Genomic DNA, 22,346 nt, shown 5'->3' on the forward strand with positions numbered 1-22,346 from the left:
GATGTCTGTAGAATGCGTCTTTTTCGATTGTGATGGCACACTGGTAGACAGTGAGTTGCTCTGCACCCAGGCCTACGTTAACACCTTTGCCCGTTACGGCCTGACGCTGTCGCTGCAGCAGATGTTTGAAAAGTATAAAGGTGTCAAACTCTACGACATCATTCGTGACGTGGGCGACGCGCATCAGGTCACGCTGCCGATGGAGAGGGTGGAAACTGCCTACCGGGCGGAAGTGGCGCGACTCTTTGATCAGCATCTGCAACCCATTGCGGGCGCGAAAGCGCTGGTGGAGCAAATTAAGGTGCCAGTGTGCGTAGTCTCAAATGGAACCGTCAAAAAGATGCAGCACTCGCTGGGCTTAACCGGCATGCTGTCACTGTTTGAGGATCACCTTTATAGCGGCTATGACATTCTGCACTGGAAACCCGATCCGGAACTGATGTACCACGCCGCGGAGCAGATGCAGGTGCCGATTGAGCGCTGCATCCTGGTGGATGACTCCGAAGCGGGTGCCCGCGCCGGTATCGCCGCCGGAATTCCGGTCTATTACTACTGTGCCGATCCGCACAATCCCGAGCTGGACCATCCGCTGATCACACGCTTCGACGACATGGCGCAGCTACCTGCGCTGTGGCGGGCCCACGGCTGGGATCTGGTGTAACAGGGCACTGCCCGCCGACAGCCGCGGCGGTTAACACGACGCGGTCAGCTGACCAGGTGGCGGGTATCAAGACGTTTCAGCGCCATGCCCAGCAGCAGGCTGCCGCCCAGCGTCAGCCCGAATACCCACGGCAGGTCGAGCCATGGCCGCGACATATCATCGTAATGATTTGTGCGCAGATAGTGAATGAACAGGGCATGAAAGCCGTAGATCGGCAGTGAATAGCGCGCAATCACGGTAAATCCGGGCAGCGTACGCTGATTCAGGCTGTTTTTGAACACGACCAGCAGGCTGAGCGCGGCGATAAACACCAGCGGGCCGCAGTAGAGATACCATGTATCGTTAAAGGCCCCATTCACGATCAGCGCCTTTTTCGTACCCAGCGTAATGCCTGCTACACAGGCGATAAACAGCCCGGCCGCCAGCGGCGTCAGGCCGCGCCGCTGGGTTTCCATGCTGCCGATAGCCCGTCCCAGCAGCGCATAGAGCAGGTAGTAAATCGTATCGCCGCTGACATAGAGGTTTACCGGCAGAAAATGGAATGGCCCCAGCGACTGGCTGACCGTATTGGGGTTGGCGAGCACCGCCAGCACCAGCACCAGCAGCGCCACGTAACGCGCCTGCACGTTTTTGACCTGAATCAGCGGCGAAAGCAGATAGATGCCGATCAGCGCAAAGAAAAACCACAGATGATAAAAAACCGGCTTCTGCAGCATCTTCAGAATCGATCGCCCCTCGCTGATGGGCGTCAGCCAGGTGATATAAGCCAGGCTGACAGCACTGTAAAAGAGCAGGCAGAGTACCAGCCGCAGTAAATGGCGCGGCTGGGCGCTGCGTTCGCCGAAGAACAGGTAGCCTGAGATCATAAAGAACAGCGGCACACAGACGCGTGAGGCAGAATTCAGCAGATTCGCCACATCCCAGGTCGTGCCGGTCACCGCCATCGGCCCGGTGATATACCAGGTGGTGGTGTGAATCACGATCACCATCAGGCAGGCAACCGCGCGTAAATTGTCGATCCAGTATATCTTCTGCGGCATGGCATCCTCTTGCGCATAGCGTCCGTGCGGAAAAGGGTAGTCAAATGCGACCCGGCCAACAACTGCTGTCAGCATGATTCGGAGCCCTCTGTATACCCGCGCACAACCCTGCCTGAACGACCCGGCAGCGGCTGGGATTTACGGCTGCACATCGCGCGGTCAAAGGGTATACTGTCGGCCTCTTTTTTTAATCTAACCGAAGCGCGTGCACACTCAACATGCAAAAGTTTGATACCAAAACCTTTCAGGGGCTGATCCTGACCTTGCAGGATTACTGGGCGCGTCAGGGCTGCACCATTGTCCAACCGCTGGACATGGAAGTGGGCGCTGGCACTTCACATCCTATGACCTGCCTGCGCGCACTCGGCCCGGAGCCGATCGCCGCCGCTTACGTGCAGCCATCACGCCGTCCGACCGATGGCCGCTACGGTGAAAACCCGAACCGTTTACAGCACTATTACCAGTTCCAGGTGATTATCAAACCCTCACCGGACAACATTCAGGAGCTCTACCTGGGCTCGCTGAAAGAGCTGGGTATGGATCCGACGGTGCATGACATCCGTTTCGTGGAAGATAACTGGGAAAACCCGACGCTGGGTGCCTGGGGACTCGGCTGGGAAGTCTGGCTCAACGGCATGGAAGTGACGCAGTTCACCTACTTCCAGCAGGTGGGTGGCCTGGAGTGTAAGCCGGTGACCGGCGAGATCACCTACGGTCTGGAGCGCCTGGCGATGTACATCCAGGGCGTCGACAGCGTGTACGATCTGGTCTGGAGCGACGGCCCGCTGGGTAAAACCACCTACGGCGACGTGTTCCATCAGAACGAAGTGGAGCAGTCCACCTACAACTTCGAATACGCCGACGTCGATTTCCTCTTTACCTGCTTCGAGCAGTACGAAAAGAGGCGCAGCACCTGCTGGCGCTGGAAAAACCGCTGCCGCTGCCTGCCTATGAACGCATTCTGAAAGCGGCGCACAGCTTTAACCTGCTGGATGCCCGTAAAGCGATCTCGGTAACGGAGCGTCAGCGTTACATCCTGCGCATTCGTACCCTGACTAAAGCCGTGGCTGAAGCTTACTACGCCTCTCGCGAGGCGATGGGCTTCCCGATGTGCAATAACAAAAAGTAAGAGGCAGCCATGACTGAACAAACCTTCCTGGTGGAGATCGGCACCGAAGAGCTGCCACCAAAAGCCCTGCGCAGCCTGGCAGAAGCCTTTGCCGCACAGGTGACCGCTGAACTGGATGCAGCCAACCTGAGCCACGGCGAGGTCAGCTGGTTTGCTGCGCCGCGTCGTCTGGCGCTGAAAGTTGCAAACCTGAGCGCCGCACAACCCGATCGGGAAGTGGAGAAGCGCGGCCCGGCCGTCGCGGCGGCCTTTGACGCCGACGGCAACGCCACCAAAGCGGCCGAAGGCTGGGCGCGCGGAAACGGCATCACTGTTGACCAGGCCGAACGCCTCGCCACCGATAAAGGTGAGTGGCTGGTTTATCGTGCCCAGGTTAAAGGCGAAGCAGCCCAGGCGCTGCTGCCTGCCATGATCGCGACCGCACTCAGCAAGCTGCCGGTGCCAAAACTGATGCGCTGGGGCGACAGCGATGTGCAGTTTGTCCGTCCGGTACATACCGTCGTGATGCTGCTGGGTGACGAGCTGATTCCAGGCACCATTCTGGGCATTGAGTCCGGCCGTCACATTCGCGGTCACCGCTTTATGGGCGAAAACGACATCATCCTCGAAAGTGCCGATCACTACCCTGACGTGCTGGAAAAACGCGGTAAGGTAATCGCCGATTATCAGACCCGCAAAGCGATGATCAAAGCCGATGCCGAAGCCGCGGCGCGTCGCCTGGGGGGCAATGCCGACATCAGCGACAGCCTGCTGGAAGAGGTCACCTCGCTGGTGGAGTGGCCGGTTGTCCTGACCGCGACCTTTGAAGAGAAATTCCTCAAGGTGCCTGCGGAAGCACTGGTCTACACCATGAAAGGCGACCAGAAATATTTCCCGGTATATGACAATGACGGCAACCTGCTGCCGAACTTCATTTTCGTCACCAACATCGAGTCCAGCGACCCGCGCCAGATTATTTCCGGCAACGAAAAAGTTGTGCGTCCCCGCCTGGCCGATGCCGAGTTCTTCTTTAATACCGACCGCAAAAAGCGTCTGGAAGATCATCTGCCTCGCCTGGAGACGGTGCTGTTCCAGAAAGAGCTGGGCACGCTGCGCGATAAAACCGATCGCATTCAGGCGCTGGCGGGCTGGATTGCCGGTGAGATCGGCGCAGATGTGAACCACGCTACCCGCGCAGGCCTGCTGTCTAAGTGTGACCTGATGACCAACATGGTCTTCGAGTTCACCGACACCCAGGGTGTGATGGGCATGCACTATGCACGTCACGACGGCGAAGCCGAAGATGTGGCGGTGGCACTGAACGAGCAGTATCAGCCGCGCTTTGCGGGTGACGATCTGCCTTCCAGCCCGGTCGCCTGCGCGCTGGCGATTGCCGATAAAATGGATACGCTCGCCGGTATTTTTGGCATCGGCCAGCATCCAAAAGGCGACAAAGATCCGTTTGCACTGCGTCGTGCGGCGCTGGGCGTTTTGCGCATCATCGTTGAGAAGAACCTGCCGCTCGATCTGCAGACGCTCACCGAAGAAGCGGTGCGTCTGTATGGCAGCAAGCTGAGCAACGCCCGCGTTGTCGACGATGTGATCGACTTTATGCTGGGCCGCTTCCGCGCCTGGTATCAGGAAGAAGGCCACAGCATCGATACGCTACAGGCCGTGCTGGCACGTCGTCCGACCCGTCCGGCAGACTTTGATGCCCGCATGAAAGCGGTGTCACACTTCCGTACCCTGGAGGCTGCGGCCGCACTGGCAGCCGCGAACAAGCGCGTCTCTAACATTCTGGCGAAATCGACCGAAACGCTGAACGACAGCGTGCAGGCGTCGCTGCTGAAAGAGAACGAAGAGATCCAGCTGGCGACCTTTGTCACCGCGCTGAGCAGCAAGCTGCAGCCTTACTTCGCGGAAGGCCGCTACCAGGATGCGCTGGTCGAACTGGCCCAGCTGCGCACGGCGGTAGACAACTTCTTCGATAAAGTGATGGTCAACGCCGACGATCAGGCGGTGCGTGTCAATCGCCTGACGCTGCTGTCTAAACTGCGTGAGCTGTTCCTGCAGGTCGCGGATATCTCGCTGCTGCAGTAATGTGATTAGCGATGTGAAAAAGGGACGAGAAATCGTCCCTTTTTTTATGGGTTGTACATGGCTGTGCGACAGAGTCTTTACTCAAAAAGCCTGTCGTGATGCTCTTGTGACGGGATGAAGAGTCCCCCTGTTACCTCAGGCGAAAAATCTTTCCCTCACGCCGCAGGCGGCGTCGTCCGTGCAAAGCTCTCGCGCTGAAACAGCGTTTCCGCCAGCTTTACCAGCGCCGGTCGCCCGACACACCAGTTCGGCGCCACGCGGCGGAAATTGAGATAGCCGATCATGCAGCCGGTGGCGATATCTGCCAGATTGAGCTGGCCGTTGTTGAGCCATTTTCCCTCTGCTACTTTCGCTTCCAGCATGTCCAGACTGCGCTGGATCTTTTCCCGATGACGCAGCAACACCTCTTCTGACTGCAAATCCCCCGGCCGCAGCTGCTCGCGGACGATCACCAGCGCGGCATCGCTGATGCCATCCGCCAGCTTCTCCAGCTGACGGATATTAAGTGACGCCAGCGGATCGGCAGGCAGCAGAGCTGGCTCTGCACCACGCTGCTCCAGAAATTCCGCGATGATGCCGGAATCAAACCAGATTTGTTTATCGTCAGCGACCAGCGCCGGAACTTTACCCAGCGGATTGTAGTGCGGCACATGGCTGTCATCGCTGTAAGGCGATGCGTTAACGAATTCAAACGTGATACCTTTTTCCAGCATGATGACTGAAATCTTTCGCACAAACGGACTGGTGTAGCTGCCAATAAGTTTCATCGGGTTCTCCGGAGTCAGTGACTATTCGCCAGGAAACATAAAGGGATTGAGACTGCTGCGCGCGAAGCCTTCCTGCTCCATTCTGGCATCCAGTATCAGCGACGCCAGGTCATCGGCCACCGGTTCAATAGCCGGATCTTTCTCCTGATAAAGCATCTTCAGATAGGTGCCACAGTCGCCGCAGCTCTCTGCTTTCACGGCCGCCTGTTCGCTTTCAAGCGACCAGTAGTGCAGATCCCGGGACTGTTCGCACTGGGTGCATTTGCTGCGCACCACGTGCCATTCGCTCTCGCACAGATTACAGTGCAGATAGCGCGCGCCTTCATGACTGCCGATATGCACCACGCTGGCGACCGGCATGCTGGCGCAGACCGGACAGAACTGACGCTGCTCGCCCATCTCCGCCCGCGCTTTGCCGGGGATCAGCGCCGCCATCTGCGCCCAGTAGAGCGAGAGCGCCGCCCAGATAAAAGGCGCTTTATCGCTGCTGACCTGCGCATACTCGCGGGTAAACAGAGCGCTGGCCAGCGTCTCCAGCTCCGTGGCGGGGGCTTTTTCCAGATTCTCCAGCACCGCCAGTGCCTGGCCGCTCATCTCCGGCTTCAGCTCGGCAATCAGCGAATGCAGCAGCCGCTGCCAGTGCGGATCGCGCGGCAGGGTGTGAATGTTCAGCGGCGGCTTGCCCTCGCGGGCGCTCTGCGTCAGCCGGGCATGGAGATCCATCTGCAGCGGATGGTCATACAGCACAATCTCCTGTGCTTCCGCGATCGTCGCCGCGAAACGCAGATAGTCGCCGAGTGGATTTTTCGCCGCCAGGTCGCGCAGTCGCGCGGCACGGCGGCTGTATAAATTTTTCAGCCGTGGAAAAAGTAACGGCGGAATCATCTCCGCCGTTGTTTTTTCGCTTTTCTCCAGCTGGTCCTGCGGGATTATGCGAATACTCATCAGGGGCGTTTATCCTGTTTTGTTGGCTGGTTACGCTGCTCACGGTACCAGCGAGGATGATGCTGTCTGGCCCATTCGGCGCTGACCCAGCCTTCCACCATCGCGGTCAGGGTACCTTTGACCCACAATGCAGCATAAATGTGCACCATAATGACGATGATCAGCGCCACCGCAGAGACCGAATGCACAATCAGCGCCAGACGAATCAGGGAAATGGCAAAGGCATCCGCAAAGTAAGGCCGCCAGATCACAATACCGCTTACAAGCAGCAACACTAAGCTGATGATAGCAGCCCAGAAGACACACTTCTGACCAAAGTTATATTTACCGGTATCGCCCACCTCTTCATTCAGCGCAATCCGATGAATGTTTCTGGCCCAGTAAAGGTCATCGCGGGTGACCAGGTTATGTTTCCAGTAACGCAAAAACATCAGCATAAACGCCGCAAACATCACCACGCCAGTGAAAGGATGCAGAATACGCGCCAGTTGTGGTGTGCCAAATATCTGCATCAGCCAGTTAAAAGAGGGAAAGAAAAACCCTAATCCGCTTAGCGCGGCCATGACAAAGCAGATTGCGACGATCCAGTGATTAATACGTTCGGGTGCGCGGTAACGCACCAGATGATCGGGCTTTTTCATTATTGATGCTCCTCAGGCTGATCGCTGCTGTCGTCATGCTGCGTGACGCGATTCGGGCCCACGCCAACATAGTGGAAGATCGCGGCGGCAAACGTCGCGGCAAACCCCACCGCCGCCAGCGGTTTCCAGATCCCTTTCCAGAAGGTCACCGTCGGGCTGATGCCCGGATTCGCCGGCAGCCCGTGATAGAGCTGAGGCCTGTCAGCATGATGCAGCACATACATGACGTGGGTGCCGCCCACGCCTGCCGGGTTGTAGAGGCCAGCCTGTGCAAACCCGCGCGACTTCAGCTCCGCCACGCGTTCCTCCGCCAGCGTCAGCATGTCGCTTTTGCTGCCGAAGTGAATCGCGCCGGTCGGACAGGTCTTCACGCAGGCGGGTTCCTGGCCGACGCTGACGCGATCCACGCACAGGGTGCACTTATAGGCACGGTTATCCTCTTTGTTCAGCCGTGGCACGTTGAACGGACAGCCTGCGATGCAGTAGCCGCAGCCGATGCACTGCTCAGACTGGAAGTCGACGATGCCGTTGGCGTACTGAATGATGGCCCCTGCTGACGGGCAGGCTTTGAGACAGCCGGGATCGGCGCAGTGCATGCAGCCATCTTTGCGGATCAGCCAGGCCAGCCGGCCATCCTCTTCCACTTCCGAGAAGCGCATCACCGTCCAGGATTTGGCGCTGAGATCGGTGGGGTTGTCATAGACCCCGATGTTATGCCCGACCTTATCGCGGATGTCGTTCCACTCAGAGCAGGCGACCTGACAGCCTTTGCAGCCGATACAGGTGGTGACGTCGATGAGTTTTGCCACCTGACGCTGGTGATCGCGCGCCTGCGGCGGTGGAGTGAAGCCATTGGTCACCGAGCGACGGATAATATCCTGTGATTGATAAGCCATTGTCATTCACCGTTACGCTTTTTCGACGTTTACTAAGAATCCCTTGTACTCCGGGGTCTGCGAGTTAGCATCGCCGACCGACGGCGTCAGCGTATTAGCCAGGAAGCCCTTACGCGTGGTGCCTTCAAAGCCCCAGTGACAGGGAATGCCCACGGTATCTATCGGCCTGCCATCAATCGTCAGGCGCTGCAGACGACGGGTGACCACTGCTTTCGCGTTGATATAGCCACGCTGTGACGAGACTTTAACGCTGTCACCTGGACGAATGCCTTTCTCCTCTGCCAGCTCGATGCCGATCTCGACAAACTGCTCCGGCTGCGCAATCGCATTCAGCAGGGCATGTTTCGTCCAGTGGCGGAAAAGTTCGGTGATGGAGTAGGTGGTGGCGACACAGGGGTAGTCAGCGGCCTTACCCAGCCGGGCGGCGTCGCTGCTGAACAGCCGGACAACCGGACTGTGAGACTGCCGGGGATGCAGAGGGTTATCGGCGATCGGGCTTTCCATTGGCTCGTAATGTTCGGGGAACGGGCCGTCGGCCATTTTATCAAGTGCAAACAGATGACCCAGGCCATCGGGCTGCATGATAAACGGACCGGCCTGCTTCTGCGGCGACAGGGTGACCGGATAATCCGGTACGTCGATACCCTGCCAGCGTGCGCCATCCCACTCGATAAGACGCCGTGCGGGATCCCAGGCTTTACCCTGTGCATCCGCGGAGGCGCGGTTGTAGAGAATGCGGCGGTTAGCAGGCCAGGCCCAGGCCCAGCCGGAAACCGCCCCCAACCCTGACGGATCGGCATTGTCACGCCGGGCCATCTGGTTCCCCTCCGGCGTCCAGCTGCCGCTGTAGATCCAGCAGGCGCTGGCGGTAGTGCCGTCATTACGCAGCTCAGCGAATCCGTTCAGCTGCTGGCCTTTTTTCAGCAGCAGCCTGCCGGTGGCGTCATAAATATCGCTCAGCGCCTGGCCGTTACTCTCCTGCGCAACCTCTTCCGGCTCAGGATTGTACGGATCGCGGTAGTCCCAGCGCATCGCCATCAGTGGTTCCGGCGCGGCTCCGCCTTCAAGGTGATAGAGCGCGCGCAGACGCATAAAGAGGTTACCGAGGATTTTACCGTCGTGCAGCGCCTCTGCAGGTGGCGCGGCCGCCGCCCAGTGCCACTGCAGCCAGCGCGACGAGTTTGCTACCGATCCGGACTCTTCCGCGAAGCAGGAAGAGGGCAGGCGGAACACTTCGGTCTGGATCGTCGACGGGTCGACATCGTTAAACGCATCGTGATGCTGCCAGAAGCTGGCCGTCTCCGTGCGCAGCGGATCGATCACCACCATATATTTCAGGCGTGAAAGTGCCCGGACCGCCTTGTTTTTATCCGGGAAGGCCGCCAGCATGTTGAAGCCCTGAATCAGACAGCCATTCAGCGCCCCCTGCTCCATCATCTCTGCCTGCGCCATGCAGTCGTAGCTTTTATCCCACTTCGGCAGCCAGTCGTAGCCCCACTGATTCTCCGCTGTGGCCTTATCGCCGTAGAAGCTCTTCATCAGGCTGACGAAGAATTTGTCGGTGTTCTGCCAGTAGTTGACCTGATCCGGCAGGGGCGCGACCGGTGTGACCTGCTGCAGATAGGCCGCCAGGGTAGTCATCTTCTCTGAGGGCAGCGGCAGATAGCCCGGCAGGCTCTGCGTCAGCAGACCAAGGTCGGTATAGCCCTGGACGTTGGAATGTCCGCGCAGCGCATTGATCCCGCCGCCTGGCATACCAATGTTGCCCAGCAGCAGCTGAATCATCGCCGCCGTACGGATAATCTGCGAACCGTTGGTGTGATGAGTCCAGCCCAGCGCATACAGAATTGTCGCCGTGCGATTGGGAACCGAAGTGGAGGCAAGCTGCTTACACACCGTTAAAAAGGCTTCCTGCGAGGTTCCGCACAGGCGCGTGACCATGTCCGGCGTGTAGCGGCTGGCATGCGTTTTCAGCAGGTTCAGGACGCAGCGCGGATGCGCGAGGCTCTCATCGCGGCGGGCAAAGCCGTCGTCATCCAGCTCATAGTGCCAGCTCTGGCGGTCGTACTGCCGGGTCGCGGCATCGTAACCACTGAACAGACCGTCGCTGAAGCTGAAGCCCTCTTTGACGATCAGAGCGGCGTTGGTGAACGCACACACATACTCCTGCTGGATCTGATTGTGTTGCAGCAGATAGTTGACGATGCCCATCAGGAAAACCACGTCGCTGCCCGCCCGGAGTGGCGCATAGTAGTCGGCTACCGCTGCCGAACGGTTAAAGCGCGGATCGACCACGATAACCTGAGCATTGTTATGAATCTTGGCTTCAATGACCCACTTAAACCCTACCGGATGCGCTTCGGCGGGGTTGCCGCCCATAATCATCACGACGTTGGCGTTCTTAATATCGTTCCAGTTGTTCGTCATTGCACCGCGGCCAAAACTCGGTGCAAGGGCGGCGACGGTCGGCCCGTGACAGAGGCGTGCCTGGTTTTCCAGTGCCAGAATCCCCAGCGCGCGGGCAAATTTCTGGTCGAGCAGGCCGGTTTCATTGCTGGCGGCGGAGGAGCAGAGCATGGAGGTGGTGGGCCAGCGGTTCACCGTGACACCCGCCGCGTTAGTGGTCTGGAAATGCGCATCGCGGTCCTGCTTCATCAGCCGGGCGATGCGGTCAAAGGCTTCTTCCCAGCTGATACGCTGCCATTTATCGGAACCGGGGGCGCGATATTCCGGATATTTCAGTCGCTGCTCGCTGTGAATAAAGTCGAGTACGCCAGCCCCTTTCGGACACAGCGATCCCCGGCTGACCGGATGGTCAGGGTCACCTTCGATATGATAAATCGAGGCGCTGGCATTCTTCGCCCCATCGCCCAGACTGTAAATCAGCATGCCGCAGCCGACTGAGCAGTAGGTACAGTTGTTGCGGGTTTCTCTGGCGCGGATAAGTTTGAATTCTCTGACGCTGGCTAAGGCTGAGAGGGGGGCAAAACCGAGTAATGCAGCACTGGTGCCCGCCAGGCCGCCTGCACAGATTTTAAAAAAACTTCGTCTGTTGATTTGCATTTTTCGTTCTTCTGTATCGGCTTCATTGCGAAGCTCTGCAAAATAACAGCCTTATCTGCGTCTAAGTTGACCAGGGTCAACAGGTTAGTCATTAGTAATTTATTTCCTGCATTTTGTTAAAAATCCTCGACGGCAGATTTACGTTGCAAGCAGATTTTCCCGGGCAGCCCTGGATTACTATTATCAAATGCCTATCGATGTTATGGATAAAATATCGGGTTTTCATTCTCTGCGCCGGCGGGCCTGGCCGCCTGCTGCGATGGCAAAACCGCATGAATTGCCTCGCGGTTTATTTGCTCAATTCCGGGCCAGGAGGCAGAATCAGGACGCGGCGGAACGCCGCGCTGAATTTCATCATTTATTAACAACAGGTCATATTTTTTGAAAGCTATCCAGCCTGAATCAGGCGAAGGTTTAACAACTCAGGCTGGCGTCAGCCTGACGCAGGTGTGGCAGCGTGACGATCTGACGACCGCCCGCTCAGACTGGCTGGCGGACGAAGTGCCGGTGGCACTGGTCTATAACGGCATCTCTCACGTCGTGATGATGACCACGCCAAAAGATCTGGAGGCGTTTGCGCTGGGATTTTCGCTCTCTGAAGGCATTATCGATGCGCCGGGTGACATTTTCGGCATGGATATCGTGCCGGGCTGTGACGGTATCGAGGTGCAGATAGAGCTTTCCAGCCGCCGTTTTATGGCGCTGAAAGCGCAGCGTCGCGCGCTGGCAGGCCGGACGGGCTGCGGCGTCTGCGGCGTTGAGCAGCTGGAACAGATCGGCAAGCCGCTCTCGCCGCTGCCTTTTACCCAGACGTTTGCGCTGGAGAGGCTGGATCAGGCGCTGGGTGAGCTTAAGGCGTATCAGCCGGTCGGCCAGCTCACCGGCTGCACGCATGCGGCCGCATGGATCCAGCCCGACGGTCAGCTGGCCGGAGGCTGCGAAGATGTGGGTCGCCATGTGGCGCTGGATAAGCTGCTGGGGTATCGCAGCCAGGCCGACTGGGGGCCAGGGGCGGTGCTGGTCTCCAGTCGCGCCAGTTATGAAATGGTGCAGAAGTCTGCCATGTGCGGCGTGGAAATCCTGTTTGCGGTGTCGGCGGCGACCCGCCTGGCGGTGGAGGTGGCTGAACGCTGTAACCTGACACTGGTCGGCTTCAGCAAACCCGGCCGCGCCACCATCTACAGCCACCCTCAGCGGCTGCGTTAAACGACCCTCACTTCAGGCAGTCGCTGCTGCAGCGCCGCAAGGGCGGCACTGTCGCCGCCCCCGCCGTCGGTAATCAGCATAGAGATTGTCTGAGGTGGCGCATAGACCGTACGGCTGACCACCCCCAGCTTGCTGTGGTCGGCCAGCAGATAGCAGGATGCAGACTGCTGCACCATCGCACGGGCTATGGCCGCTTCGTGCGGATGAAAGCTGGTGGCCCCGCACGCTGCCTCAACGCCCACCGGTGACAGCAGCGCGATATCGGCACGGTAGCGGACGATCTCGCCGACGGTGATTTCACCGCGTGTCTGCTGTGCGCCCGCTGACATGTTCCCGCCCAGCAAAATAATCTGATTATTCAGCGTCTGATCTTCTTCCCCGGCGCTCAGGGCCAGCGCCGCCTGCAGGCTGTTGGTAAGGATCGTCAGGCCGGAAAGGGCACACAGCTCCTCTGCCAGAAATGTAGTGGTGCTGCCCGCGTCCAGGAACAGCGTCTGTCCGGGCTGCAGCAATTGCACAGCGGCACGGGCGATTGCGCGCTTCTCCCGGGTCTGCTGGCTGCGGCGTTCGGTCAGCGGCGGTTCGGCGGGCGTTTCCAGCGCCACCAGCCCGCCATGCACCCGTCGCGCCAGCCCCAGCGCATCCAGCTCAATCATATCCCGACGCGCGGTTTCGCGTGATACCCCCAGCTCTTTGATAATGCGCTCGGTGCTCACCTGGTTGAGCCGGGTCAGTAAGGCACGGATGCGATGAAGGCGCATTTCCTGCAGCATAATGGTTTCCTTGTAAAGCGCGAAGAGCCTGGATAATACGCCAGTCCGGCGCTGGCGTCCGTCTGAATCGGGGGCCAGCTTAACGCGACGCATCACGAACGTCATGTGTATTTTATTGCATTTGTGTATTTTGTTGCATTTTTGACGCAGGCAGGCATGATAAGGGTCATCGCGCTTCCCCTTTATCCCTGAAACCGGAGTCAATTATGGCCACGCGTTCCACCATTATGGATACCAACAGTTTTCGCGCTGAACATGCCGCTGCGCTGGACAGCGAGACGCGCAAACTGACCGATAAACGCAGTCAGGTGCTCGGCGAATCCTATCGCCTGTTCTATCGCAAGCCGGTTCATCTGGTGCGCGGAGAGGGGCAGTATCTTTGGGACGCGGCGGGCGATAAGTATCTCGACGTTTACAACAACGTGGCAAGCATTGGTCACTGTCATCCGGCCGTGATTGAGGCGGTAACGCAGCAGATGAAAATGCTGAACACCCACACCCGTTACCTGCACGAAAATATCCTTGACTACAGCGAAGCACTGCTGGCGACCACGCCTGCGGCAATCGATCGCGCGATGTATATGTGTACCGGATCGGAAGCCAACGATCTGGCGATCCGCGTGGCGCGCGCCTTCAGCGGCGGCACCGGAATTATTGTCAGTAAAGAGGCCTACCACGGCACCAGTGAGCTGACCTCCGGTGCCTCTCCGGCGCTGGGCAGCGGGCAGCCGCTGGCACCAACCACCCGGCTGGTGATGCCGCCGGATGCCTATCGCGTGGATGCACCGGATCTGGGTGACTGGTTTGCCGGCCAGATTCAGCAGCAGATTGATGATATGGCCGCGCACGGTATTAAGTTTGCCGGATTCCTGGCCGATTCTATCTTCTCTTCAGACGGCGTTCTGCCCGACCCGCGCGGTTTCCTGAAAAAAGCGGTCGAAGTGGTGCATGCTAACGGCGGCATTTTTATTGCCGATGAAGTCCAGCCCGGGTTCGGCCGGACCGGCGATGCGTTCTGGGGCTTTGGCCGCCACGATGTCGTGCCCGATCTGATCACCACCGGCAAGCCGATGGGCAACGGCATCCCGGTATCCGGACTGCTGGCAAAAAGCGAGGTGCTGGCCGCTTTCAGCGACTCGATTCCTTACTTCAATACTTTTGGCGGCAATCCGGTCGCAATGGCGGCGGCGCAGGCGGTGCTGAAGGTGATTACCGAAGAGGGCTTACAGGAACACAGCCGTGTGGTCGGTGCGAAGCTGCTGGCTGAGCTGCGGACGCTGATGGATCGCTTTGAGTGCGTGGGGGATGTGCGCGGTGCCGGACTGTTTATCGGCTTCGAACTGGTCACCGATCGTCACAGTAAAACGCCGGATAAGACGCTGGCGCTGGATCTGATTGAGAAGCTGCGTGAACATCGCGTGCTGACTTCGGTCGCTGGCCCGTATGGGAATGTACTGAAACTGCGTCCGCCTCTGGCTTTTCAGGAAAGCGACATCGACTGGCTGGTCGGGGCACTCGACAGCGCGCTGCGCGCGCTGGGCCGGTAAGCCGCAGAGCATGACAGGCGCGGCATCCGGGCTGATGGTGCGCCTGTAAACCTATGGGGCAGGCGGCTCTGTAAAGGCAGTGTGGGCAGCCGCGCGCTGTAAAAACAACAGGTTGCTTTTGCCGGGGTTCGCAAATCCTTATCGTTATCAGGGCATTGATTACGCTTTTACGCTACATGAATTTAACTATAATGATTCGACTGCTTACGCGGCACGTCCCGAATTCGTCGTGCTGCTCATATTAAATGGAGAGGAAGAACATGAGTTATTCACTGCCATCCCTGCCTTATGCCTACGACGCACTGGAACCGCATTTTGACAAGCAGACGATGGAAATCCATCACACTAAACATCACCAGACCTATGTGAACAACGCCAACGCGGCGCTGGAAGGCACTGAATTTGCCGATCTGCCGGTCGATGAGCTGATCACTAAGCTGGATCAGCTGCCAGCAGACAAAAAAGGCCCACTGCGCAACAACGCAGGCGGTCACGCGAACCACAGCCTGTTCTGGAAAGGCCTGAAAACCGGCACCACCCTGCAGGGCGACCTGAAAGCGGCTATCGAGAAAGATTTCGGCAGCGTGGAAAAATTCCAGGAAGAGTTTGAGAAAGCCGCTGCAACCCGTTTCGGTTCAGGCTGGGCGTGGCTGGTTAAGAAAGGCGACAAGCTGGCTGTGGTTTCTACCGCAAACCAGGATAACCCGCTGATGGGCGAAGCGGTTGCCGGCGTCTCTGGCTTCCCGATCATCGGTCTGGATGTGTGGGAACACGCTTACTATCTGAAGTATCAGAACAAGCGTCCTGACTACATCAAAGCGTTCTGGAACGTGGTTAACTGGGACGAAGCAGCCGCCCGCTTCGCTGCTGCACAGTAAGTTAATATGGCGTTACCTGTTAAACCGGTGAAATTTATTTCACCGGTTTTTTTTATCTTTATATTATGCGTTCCTGGATGGAACCAGAAATCGTCATCCGTCAGTTTTAATGTTATTCCGCATTAACCTGCCGTTGATATTAGTTATGATATTTTCAGTGACATTCCTGCTTAACCCACTGCGTGTCGCTGATTATGTCAATTATAACTACTCACGAAACTACAGCAGATTCCTCTGCTTCGCTTTTTTTTCAGCTAATTAGTGGAAAATGCGTCCCGGATAAACTCTGGATAAGTAAACGGTTCCGGCTGAAATTTGTCTTAAGGACGCTGATATCGCCACTGACGACGCTGCATTATCTGGATGCCCTGTCGCGTCTGCCACAGCTGCCTCTGTTAATGAGCACCCAGGGTCTGCTGCCCGCCAAGCTGCACCGGCCCTATCTGCGTTCAGGCCTGAGCATTGCTGCGCGCGCGCAGGCGATTCTCGACCATTATACCCTGATGAATAACCTGGAAAATCCAGCGCTGCGTCAGCTGCTGCAGAGCGCCGCCGATAACCCGCTGGCTGCGCTGACCGGTAAAAACGGCGAAGCCTTTTTACTCTCCTGCAGTTCAGGTTATTTTGACCGTGAAGGCGAAGTGACGCTGGTGTTGCGTTATAACGACGACGTTATCGCGTCGCTTTCATTTTCTATTGTTAATGAGAATAACCAGCGCACCTTATTAATTGGCGGATTACAGGGGCCGCGGAAACATATCAATAATGAGGTTATCCGTGAGGCGACAAAAGCCGCCCAGGGCCTCTTCCCGAAACGCCTGTTAATGGAAGCAGTGTTTATTCTTGCGAAACAGTGCGGTGTGGAGAGGATTCTGGCAGTGGGCGATGAGACGCACGTATTCCGCAGCCTCCGCTATCGCCACAGTAAAGGGGATAAGTTCTTTGCCAGCTACAGTGAATTCTGGCTGTCGCTGAGTGGGGAGGCGCGCAGTGATGGGATGTTTATGCTGCCGCTGAACCTGCCGCGTAAAACGCTGGAGGAGATCGCCAGCAAGAAGCGCGCAGAGTATCGCCGTCGCTATGAACTGCTGGATGCGCTGGCGGAACAGGTCTGTGCCGCCGCTGGCGAACGCAAGGCCGATGCTGATCAGGCCGCAGCCTGATCAACGCTTCAGAAAGCGGTTCTGGCGAAGCCGGTCATCACTTTCAGGCCCATTTCACGTCCCAGCGCGGTCATTGGATGCACCACCACCAGGCCGCGCACGCTTTTTTCAGCGCGCCCAGATTAGCCTGCTCTTTTTTGGTAATTTCGCGGCTGAAACCCATTTTCTGTAGCTTCTGCGCTTCAACACTCAGCTTTTCAACCCGCTGATTGCGCAGACGCTCAATCTCCGTCACCAGCGTTTCTTTCTCTTTCAGCAACGCGCCCAGTTTCTCGGTGTCACCTGACTCCAGTAACTGCGGCTCTTTGCGGTTCAGTGCGTCCAGCTTATCGCTGAGAAGTTTGATTTCGTTCTTTTCTTGCTCTTTCATGACAACAACTCGTTGAGGAAAACAGGCTAAGGATACACCAAATCGGGTGCAGGTTCCCGCTCAGCGTAAGACAAAAAAGGCGCCGGAAAGGGCGCCTGACGGGGCTAGCTGCCGGACTTTTTAAACGCCTGCTTAGTGCTGATGCGGGCAATCAGTTCGGTAAGCGACAGCACCATGGTGGATCGCACCATCTGCAGATAGCGCTGCTGCTGCATACTGCGCAGCTCCGCATCGTCGGTGTGAAACACTGGCGCAGGCGGCCAGGCAGTGACGCAGTGCAGCTCACCAAATGGGCCAAGGATTTCATCGTCGGTAAAGCGGTAGTCGGCGCTATCGTGGTTCAGCTCTTCGCGCAGCGCCAGCAGCAGTTCACCATCTTCATATTCATGACGGCTGATGACGCCCAGGCCATAAATCAGCTTCAGGCGAACCGAGAGTTCACCCAGTGGACCATCGCCCAGCAGCAGCGGTTCCACGGCATATTTCACCGCATAGTCATCTTTGCGGAACACCTGCAGCACCAGCAGATTGACCGCTTCAGCCAATAGCTCAACGGCGGCGATAAGAAAGCTTCTCACCGAACGACCGGCGTTCAGGCGCTCAAGCACCCGGTTCTCAAAAGCTTGCTTCTCTTCCATTATTGCCTGCATGGGTTCAATACCGCCGTTGGGCGCAGACAGGCTGCGCCCGGCTTGCGTCACTAACACGCGCGCATTATGCCATAGCGTGCCAGGCGCTCACCACTGAAGCCACCACTTCGCTATCGGCAGCCAGACCAGAAATCTCAGCCAGGGTCGCCTGTGGGCCTTTTTCTGCCAGCAGTGCAGCCAGCTCCTGCGCCTGCGGGTCCTGATCGCTGTGGTAGTGCATCGCGGCGGCAATACCCTGTACCAGATGGGCATGTGGCAGACCATACTCCAGCGTTCCGAGGGTGGGTTTGATCAGGCGATCGCCCGCACTCAGTTTACGCAGCGGCTGACGGCCAACGCGCTCAACATCATCTTTCAGGTAAGGGTTTTCGAAACGGCCCAGGATTTTCTGAATGTAGGCAGCATGTTTCTCTGCGTCGAAACCGTAACGCTGGATCAGCACCGCGCCGCTCTCTTCCATCGCGCCTTTCACAACGGCCCGGATTTTTTCATCCATAATGGCGTCACGAATGGTCTGATGGCCAGCCAGCTGGCCAAGATAGGCGGTAATGGCGTGACCGGTGTTCAGGGTAAAGAGCTTGCGCTCAACAAAGGCCATCAGATTATCGGTCAGCTCCATACCAGGAATGGCCGGCAGGTCGCCTTTAAACTGCGTTTTGTCGACGATCCATTCGCTGAAGGTTTCAACGGTCACTTCCAGCGGATCGCTGCTACCGGCTTCCGTCGGTGGCACGATGCGATCAACCGCGGAATCAACAAAACCGACGTGCTGCTCCAGCCAGGCGTGATACTGCTCCGGCAGCACCTTCAGCACATGCTGTTTCAGCTGGCTGGTGCCGCGCACCATATTTTCACAGGCGATAATATTCAGTGGACGGGTCGTGCCATCATCGCTGCGTTTAATCAGCCCTTTCGCCACGCTACCCGCAATGCGCTCCAGGATCTGTGGGCCAACGGCGGTGGTCACCAGGTCGACCTCAGACACCAGGGTGACGATCGCTTCGCTGGTACTGTTGACGGCGCTGACACCGGTCACGATTTCTGTTCTGGTCTGTTCGCCAACCACATGAACGGGATACTCATGACGCGCGTTCAGTGCATCCAGCACTGTCTGATTCACATCAGCAAAAACCAGTTCGATACCGGCATCAGCCAGTAATTTGCCGATAAAGCCGCGACCGATGTTGCCTGCTCCGAAATGTAACGCTTTCATAATTTTTGACCCATATCAAATGACGATGGGGCGGGCAAACCCGCCCCGGAAAATAGGGACGGGCATGACCGCCCCAGGGAAAATATCACGACATTATGCGATGGCAGGCTTGCCTGACAGCAGATCCAGCACTTCCTGCACGCTGCGGGTGCTCGCCAGCTTCTCGATCACACTGTCATCATCCAGCGCATTGGTGAGGCTGGTAATGACCTGGATGTGCTCGTTGTTGCGGGCCGCAATGCCAATTACCAGACGCGCCACATCCTCCGGCTCTTCGCCGAACAGAACGCCTGCCGGATACTGACAGAACACCACACCGGTTTTCAGCACGCGATCTTTGGCTTCCACCGTGCCGTGCGGCACCGCGATCGACTCACCGAGATAGGTCGGCGTCAGTTTTTCACGCGCCAGCATCGCTTCAACATACTCTGGCTCAACGTAGCCGCCTTTCACCAGCTGTTCACCGGCAAAACGAATCGCCTGCTCTTTGTTGCTGGCGGTCAGGCCGAGGAAGACGTTATCCGCGCCCAGCTTAAACAGGTGTGCGTTACCGTCATCGTAGCTGTCGGCCAGCGTCGTCTTCACCGTTTCGCGATGCGCGTCACTGCGATTAGCTGCCACCAGACGTTCGGTCAGGGTGCTGTAGAGCGCGCTGTCGAGGAAGTTATTCAGCGAGATATGCTGGGCGTGTGGTGCCTGGCGGATTGCGCGTTCAGTCAGGTCACGATGCGTAATAACCAGATCGACATCACCCGGCAGGGCGTTAATCGCGGTATTGGTCACCGAGACATTGCTCAGACCGGCATCCTGCACTTTCTTCCGCAGTACGCCTGCGCCCATGGCGCTGGAGCCCATACCGGCATCACAGGCGACGATGATTTTACGCACGTGATGCAGATCCACACTCATGGCGTCGCTGGCGATGGCGGCACCGGGTGCGCTCTGGCCTTTGGACTGCGCTTTCATCTCATGCATGCGCTGAGTCGCGGCTTCGATATCATCATCTTCCTTCACTTTGCTGGTTTTCAGCAGGATAGCGGAAACCACGAAAGAGACAGCAAAGGCGGCCGCGATAGCGGCGACGTTAGCGAAGTAAGCGCCTTTTGGCGTCATCGCCAGCACCGCCAGGATAGAACCCGGTGAAGCAGGCGAGACCAGGCCGCCGTTCAGGACGGTCAGCGTGAAGACGCCAGTCATTCCACCCAGGATCACGGCCAGCAGCAGACGAGGTGCCATCAGTACATAAGGGAAGTAGATCTCATGGATACCGCCCAGGAAGTGGATAATGGCTGCACCGCCCGCAGACTGTTTCGCACTACCGCGGCCAAAGAACATGTAGGCCATCAGCACGCCCATCCCCGGACCCGGGTTTGCTTCGATCAGGAAGAAGATCGATTTACCCGCTTCACTCGCCTGCTGGATGCCCAGAGGAGAGAAGATACCGTGGTTAATGGCGTTGTTCAGGAACAGGATTTTCGCCGGTTCCACGAAGATGGAGGTCAGCGGCAGCAGGTTGTTCTGCACCATCAGGTTTACGCCCGCCGCGAGAATGTGCGACAGACCTTCTACCAGCGGACCAATGGCCAGGAATGCCAGCAGGGCCAGCACCATCCCGATAATACCGGCCGAGAAGTTGTTAACCAGCATCTCGAAGCCGCTTTTGATTTTGCCGTCAATTGCCCGGTCAAATGACTTAATCGCCCAGCCACCCAGCGGACCGGCAATCATCGCACCCAGGAACATCGGCATATCTGCACCGACAATCACACCCATGGTGGTGATAGCGCCGACCACGCCACCGCGATCGCCGCCTACCAGACGTCCGCCGGTGAAACCGATCAGCAGCGGCAGCAGGTAAGTGATCATCGGGCCGACCAGTTTGGCCAGCGTTTCGTTAGGGAGCCAGCCAGTTGGAATAAACAGTGCGGTGATGATACCCCAGGCGATAAACGCCCCGATGTTTGGCATCACCATATTACTCAGAAAGCGACCAAAGCTCTGTACTTTGACCTTCACTGATGAGGACATAAACCCACCCCTTATTGAGACGCGCTGCAATAGGAGAGCGCGTTTGTTTTTGTTTAGCCACCCCGAGCCGAAGCCGGTGGTATTACTGTATGCACGCGGACTCTATCACGCGAATCTGGCACTGCGTAGGGCATGGAATTAGTGTGATCTATATCACTGAATGAGGGTGTCTTCAGGGGGATTTTGCGTGACTATGATCACATTTTATTGACGCACCACCGCTGTGTTGCCGTATTTTTAATCAGAAAGACAGATTATCTGTGATGTGTGTCACATCCTGCGGGGTGTGGTTTATTACAGATGTGTGATGTTTATCACAAAATATTTTTGGTCAAAAATGCGCCAGATCACACTTCATTCAGTGGGCCAGAATGGGGAAGAGAAAGGGTGAGGAAACGGGCAGCAGGAGGACCTCTGCCCGTAAAGCGGATTTACTGCTGAATGCCACCCTGAACAGCCGCCTGGGCCTGCGGCAGTGCCTGAGCGTTGGCAGAAAGCGTGCTCATAAGCGCGTTATACTGCGTGGCCTGATCCTGGGTCGGGAACTGCACGCCGCCATCGTTGAAGCTGACACGGGAGCCCTGCTGCTGCAGGAAGTCGCCGGTCTGCACCGCACCCTGGCTCAGCGCCTGCAGTTGGGGCAGCAGTGGGATCAACTGATTGGCGGGCACCGTCACCACTTTGTTGTAGGCGGTATCGTAGACTTTTTTCAGGTCATCCGACTGCTTCAGTGCCGCTTTGCTGCTGTCTGCCTGCATTTTGGCGCTTTCAATCTGCTGGGTAACAATGACCAGGGCGCTGTTGGCCTGACGCAGTGAGTCGCGACGGCTGAGGTAATCCTGCGGAACGCGAATCGCAGAAAGCTCATCGACCACCGGGCGCATTCCCTGTTCCACCGCTTTATTCGCCTGCTGTGAAAAGCCATACATAATGGCGTAATCGCTGGCGAAGTTGCCAAAACTCTGTTTCTGGCTTTCGCTCAGGCTGGGAAGATGTTCGCCGCTGCGCATCACGGTATTCTGGAGAAAGTCGATAAATGCTTTACGCTGGTCGCCTTCTTTGTCACCACATGCGGTGAGCTGCAGTACGATCAGCGCGCCAGCGAGCATAATGCCGCCGCGTGCCATAAGGCGTGTAAATCCTGAAGCCATAGGGTCAACTCCTGTCGGTGATACTGTCTGATGTCCAGGTAGGAATGGCCTAAAGAATAGAACAAACCTGCGCCACGGCACAATGTGAAACCACCGGTAAAACAGGTGCTTTCTGAAAGAGGAGTGGCAGAACCCGTTCCGCTGCG

General features: G+C 57.5%; 18 protein-coding genes and 2 pseudogenes. 8 read left to right on the top strand and 12 right to left on the bottom strand.

What is annotated here, in order from left to right; translation table 11 throughout:
- Position 1 precedes the first annotated feature (1 nt).
- Positions 2 to 661 (top strand): 6-phosphogluconate phosphatase, encoded by a 660-nt coding sequence (yieH, locus tag ACLHDD_RS15800; RefSeq protein WP_427104827.1) that lies wholly within the window; start codon positions 2 to 4, stop codon positions 659 to 661.
- A 44-nt stretch (positions 662 to 705) separates the two neighbouring features.
- On the opposite strand, the gene ACLHDD_RS15805 is transcribed toward yieH, so the two are convergent.
- Positions 706 to 1,701, bottom strand: a complete 996-nt coding sequence (locus tag ACLHDD_RS15805) for an acyltransferase (RefSeq protein WP_427105222.1) — start codon at positions 1,699 to 1,701, stop codon at positions 706 to 708.
- Positions 1,702 to 1,997: 296 nt separating this feature from the next.
- Between ACLHDD_RS15805 and glyQ the strand changes: the two are divergent.
- Positions 1,998 to 2,830 (top strand): annotated as a pseudogene (gene glyQ, locus ACLHDD_RS15810) (glycine--tRNA ligase subunit alpha).
- 9 nt (positions 2,831 to 2,839) lie between these two features.
- Positions 2,840 to 4,909 (top strand): glycine--tRNA ligase subunit beta, encoded by a 2,070-nt coding sequence (gene glyS, locus ACLHDD_RS15815; protein WP_427104828.1) that lies wholly within the window; start codon positions 2,840 to 2,842, stop codon positions 4,907 to 4,909.
- A gap of 155 nt (positions 4,910 to 5,064) precedes the next feature.
- Here the strand turns inward: glyS and ACLHDD_RS15820 are convergent, their stop codons facing one another.
- The 5 genes from ACLHDD_RS15820 to fdnG are packed head-to-tail and all read right to left on the bottom strand — an operon-like array spanning position 5,065 to position 11,221.
- On the bottom strand, positions 5,065 to 5,676 hold the full coding sequence (locus ACLHDD_RS15820) for a glutathione S-transferase (RefSeq protein ID WP_313656380.1): 612 nt from the start codon (positions 5,674 to 5,676) through the stop codon (positions 5,065 to 5,067).
- 21 nt (positions 5,677 to 5,697) lie between these two features.
- Positions 5,698 to 6,621 (bottom strand): formate dehydrogenase accessory protein FdhE, encoded by a 924-nt coding sequence (fdhE, locus tag ACLHDD_RS15825; RefSeq protein ID WP_427104829.1) that lies wholly within the window; start codon positions 6,619 to 6,621, stop codon positions 5,698 to 5,700.
- Positions 6,621 to 7,262: a formate dehydrogenase cytochrome b556 subunit gene (fdoI, locus tag ACLHDD_RS15830; RefSeq protein ID WP_427104830.1), complete on the bottom strand. Its 642-nt coding sequence runs from the start codon at positions 7,260 to 7,262 to the stop codon at positions 6,621 to 6,623. The genes fdhE and fdoI overlap by 1 nt, the downstream gene beginning before the upstream one ends.
- Positions 7,262 to 8,158 carry a formate dehydrogenase subunit beta gene (gene fdxH, locus ACLHDD_RS15835; protein WP_427104831.1) on the bottom strand — a complete coding sequence of 299 codons (897 nt, stop codon included), beginning with the start codon at positions 8,156 to 8,158 and terminating at the stop codon, positions 7,262 to 7,264. The genes fdoI and fdxH overlap by 1 nt, the downstream gene beginning before the upstream one ends.
- A 12-nt stretch (positions 8,159 to 8,170) precedes the next feature.
- On the bottom strand, positions 8,171 to 11,221 hold the full coding sequence (gene fdnG / locus ACLHDD_RS15840) for a formate dehydrogenase-N subunit alpha (RefSeq protein ID WP_427104832.1): 3,051 nt from the start codon (positions 11,219 to 11,221) through the stop codon (positions 8,171 to 8,173).
- A gap of 187 nt (positions 11,222 to 11,408) precedes the next feature.
- On the opposite strand from fdnG, the gene ACLHDD_RS15845 reads away from it, so the two are divergent.
- Together ACLHDD_RS15845 and fdhD are read left to right on the top strand one after the other, a co-directional pair.
- Positions 11,409 to 11,606 carry a hypothetical protein gene (locus tag ACLHDD_RS15845; protein ID WP_427104833.1) on the top strand — a complete coding sequence of 66 codons (198 nt, stop codon included), beginning with the start codon at positions 11,409 to 11,411 and terminating at the stop codon, positions 11,604 to 11,606.
- Positions 11,603 to 12,427, top strand: a complete 825-nt coding sequence (fdhD, locus tag ACLHDD_RS15850; RefSeq protein ID WP_427104834.1) for a formate dehydrogenase accessory sulfurtransferase FdhD — start codon at positions 11,603 to 11,605, stop codon at positions 12,425 to 12,427. The genes ACLHDD_RS15845 and fdhD overlap by 4 nt, the downstream gene beginning before the upstream one ends.
- Here the strand turns inward: fdhD and ACLHDD_RS15855 are convergent.
- Positions 12,424 to 13,200, bottom strand: coding sequence for a DeoR/GlpR family DNA-binding transcription regulator (locus tag ACLHDD_RS15855; RefSeq protein ID WP_427104835.1), 777 nt, complete (start codon positions 13,198 to 13,200; stop codon positions 12,424 to 12,426). The two genes, fdhD and ACLHDD_RS15855, sit on opposite strands and share 4 nt — an antisense overlap.
- 206 nt (positions 13,201 to 13,406) lie before the next feature.
- Between ACLHDD_RS15855 and ACLHDD_RS15860 the strand changes: the two genes are divergently transcribed.
- From ACLHDD_RS15860 to ACLHDD_RS15870, 3 genes are all read left to right on the top strand, one after another.
- A complete protein-coding gene (locus ACLHDD_RS15860) occupies positions 13,407 to 14,747 on the top strand; it encodes an aspartate aminotransferase family protein (protein ID WP_427104836.1) in 1,341 nt (446 codons plus the stop codon).
- Between the two features lie 260 nt (positions 14,748 to 15,007).
- Complete coding sequence (sodA, locus tag ACLHDD_RS15865) at positions 15,008 to 15,625, top strand: superoxide dismutase [Mn] (RefSeq protein WP_111141313.1); 618 nt, start codon at positions 15,008 to 15,010, stop codon at positions 15,623 to 15,625.
- 194 nt (positions 15,626 to 15,819) lie between these two features.
- The gene (locus ACLHDD_RS15870; RefSeq protein ID WP_427104837.1) at positions 15,820 to 16,788 is read left to right on the top strand and encodes a VirK/YbjX family protein; all 969 of its coding nucleotides are present in this window, start codon (positions 15,820 to 15,822) and stop codon (positions 16,786 to 16,788) included.
- Between the two features lie 8 nt (positions 16,789 to 16,796).
- On the opposite strand, the pseudogene ACLHDD_RS15875 reads toward ACLHDD_RS15870, so the two are convergent.
- From ACLHDD_RS15875 to ACLHDD_RS15895, 5 genes and pseudogenes are all read right to left on the bottom strand, one after another.
- A pseudogene (locus ACLHDD_RS15875) lies at positions 16,797 to 17,158 on the bottom strand (YibL family ribosome-associated protein).
- A gap of 104 nt (positions 17,159 to 17,262) precedes the next feature.
- Positions 17,263 to 17,808: a mannitol operon repressor MtlR gene (mtlR, locus tag ACLHDD_RS15880; RefSeq protein WP_427105223.1), complete on the bottom strand. Its 546-nt coding sequence runs from the start codon at positions 17,806 to 17,808 to the stop codon at positions 17,263 to 17,265.
- Between the two features lie 64 nt (positions 17,809 to 17,872).
- Entirely contained in the window at positions 17,873 to 19,021 is a 1,149-nt protein-coding gene (mtlD, locus tag ACLHDD_RS15885; protein WP_427104838.1) for a mannitol-1-phosphate 5-dehydrogenase, read from the bottom strand.
- Positions 19,022 to 19,114: 93 nt separating this feature from the next.
- Complete coding sequence (locus tag ACLHDD_RS15890; protein ID WP_427104839.1) at positions 19,115 to 21,049, bottom strand: PTS mannitol transporter subunit IICBA; 1,935 nt, start codon at positions 21,047 to 21,049, stop codon at positions 19,115 to 19,117.
- A 431-nt stretch (positions 21,050 to 21,480) separates the two neighbouring features.
- Positions 21,481 to 22,200 carry a DUF3053 domain-containing protein gene (locus tag ACLHDD_RS15895; protein ID WP_427104840.1) on the bottom strand — a complete coding sequence of 240 codons (720 nt, stop codon included), beginning with the start codon at positions 22,198 to 22,200 and terminating at the stop codon, positions 21,481 to 21,483.
- Positions 22,201 to 22,346 lie beyond the last annotated feature (146 nt).

The organism is Pantoea sp. NSTU24 (assembly GCF_050157905.1).
Taxonomy (GTDB): Bacteria; Pseudomonadota; Gammaproteobacteria; order Enterobacterales; family Enterobacteriaceae; genus Pantoea.

Coding starts and splice junctions, on each gene's coding strand:
- yieH (WP_427104827.1), top strand. CDS start 2: ATGTCTGTAGAATGCGTCTTTTTCGATTGTGATGGCACACTGGTAGAC.
- ACLHDD_RS15805 (WP_427105222.1), bottom strand. CDS start 1,701: ATGCCGCAGAAGATATACTGGATCGACAATTTACGCGCGGTTGCCTGC.
- glyS (WP_427104828.1), top strand. CDS start 2,840: ATGACTGAACAAACCTTCCTGGTGGAGATCGGCACCGAAGAGCTGCCA.
- ACLHDD_RS15820 (WP_313656380.1), bottom strand. CDS start 5,676: ATGAAACTTATTGGCAGCTACACCAGTCCGTTTGTGCGAAAGATTTCA.
- fdhE (WP_427104829.1), bottom strand. CDS start 6,621: ATGAGTATTCGCATAATCCCGCAGGACCAGCTGGAGAAAAGCGAAAAA.
- fdoI (WP_427104830.1), bottom strand. CDS start 7,262: ATGAAAAAGCCCGATCATCTGGTGCGTTACCGCGCACCCGAACGTATT.
- fdxH (WP_427104831.1), bottom strand. CDS start 8,158: ATGGCTTATCAATCACAGGATATTATCCGTCGCTCGGTGACCAATGGC.
- fdnG (WP_427104832.1), bottom strand. CDS start 11,221: ATGCAAATCAACAGACGAAGTTTTTTTAAAATCTGTGCAGGCGGCCTG.
- ACLHDD_RS15845 (WP_427104833.1), top strand. CDS start 11,409: ATGCCTATCGATGTTATGGATAAAATATCGGGTTTTCATTCTCTGCGC.
- ACLHDD_RS15855 (WP_427104835.1), bottom strand. CDS start 13,200: ATGCTGCAGGAAATGCGCCTTCATCGCATCCGTGCCTTACTGACCCGG.
- ACLHDD_RS15860 (WP_427104836.1), top strand. CDS start 13,407: ATGGCCACGCGTTCCACCATTATGGATACCAACAGTTTTCGCGCTGAA.
- sodA (WP_111141313.1), top strand. CDS start 15,008: ATGAGTTATTCACTGCCATCCCTGCCTTATGCCTACGACGCACTGGAA.
- ACLHDD_RS15870 (WP_427104837.1), top strand. CDS start 15,820: ATGTCAATTATAACTACTCACGAAACTACAGCAGATTCCTCTGCTTCG.
- mtlR (WP_427105223.1), bottom strand. CDS start 17,808: ATGCAGGCAATAATGGAAGAGAAGCAAGCTTTTGAGAACCGGGTGCTT.
- mtlD (WP_427104838.1), bottom strand. CDS start 19,021: ATGAAAGCGTTACATTTCGGAGCAGGCAACATCGGTCGCGGCTTTATC.
- ACLHDD_RS15890 (WP_427104839.1), bottom strand. CDS start 21,049: ATGTCCTCATCAGTGAAGGTCAAAGTACAGAGCTTTGGTCGCTTTCTG.
- ACLHDD_RS15895 (WP_427104840.1), bottom strand. CDS start 22,200: ATGGCTTCAGGATTTACACGCCTTATGGCACGCGGCGGCATTATGCTC.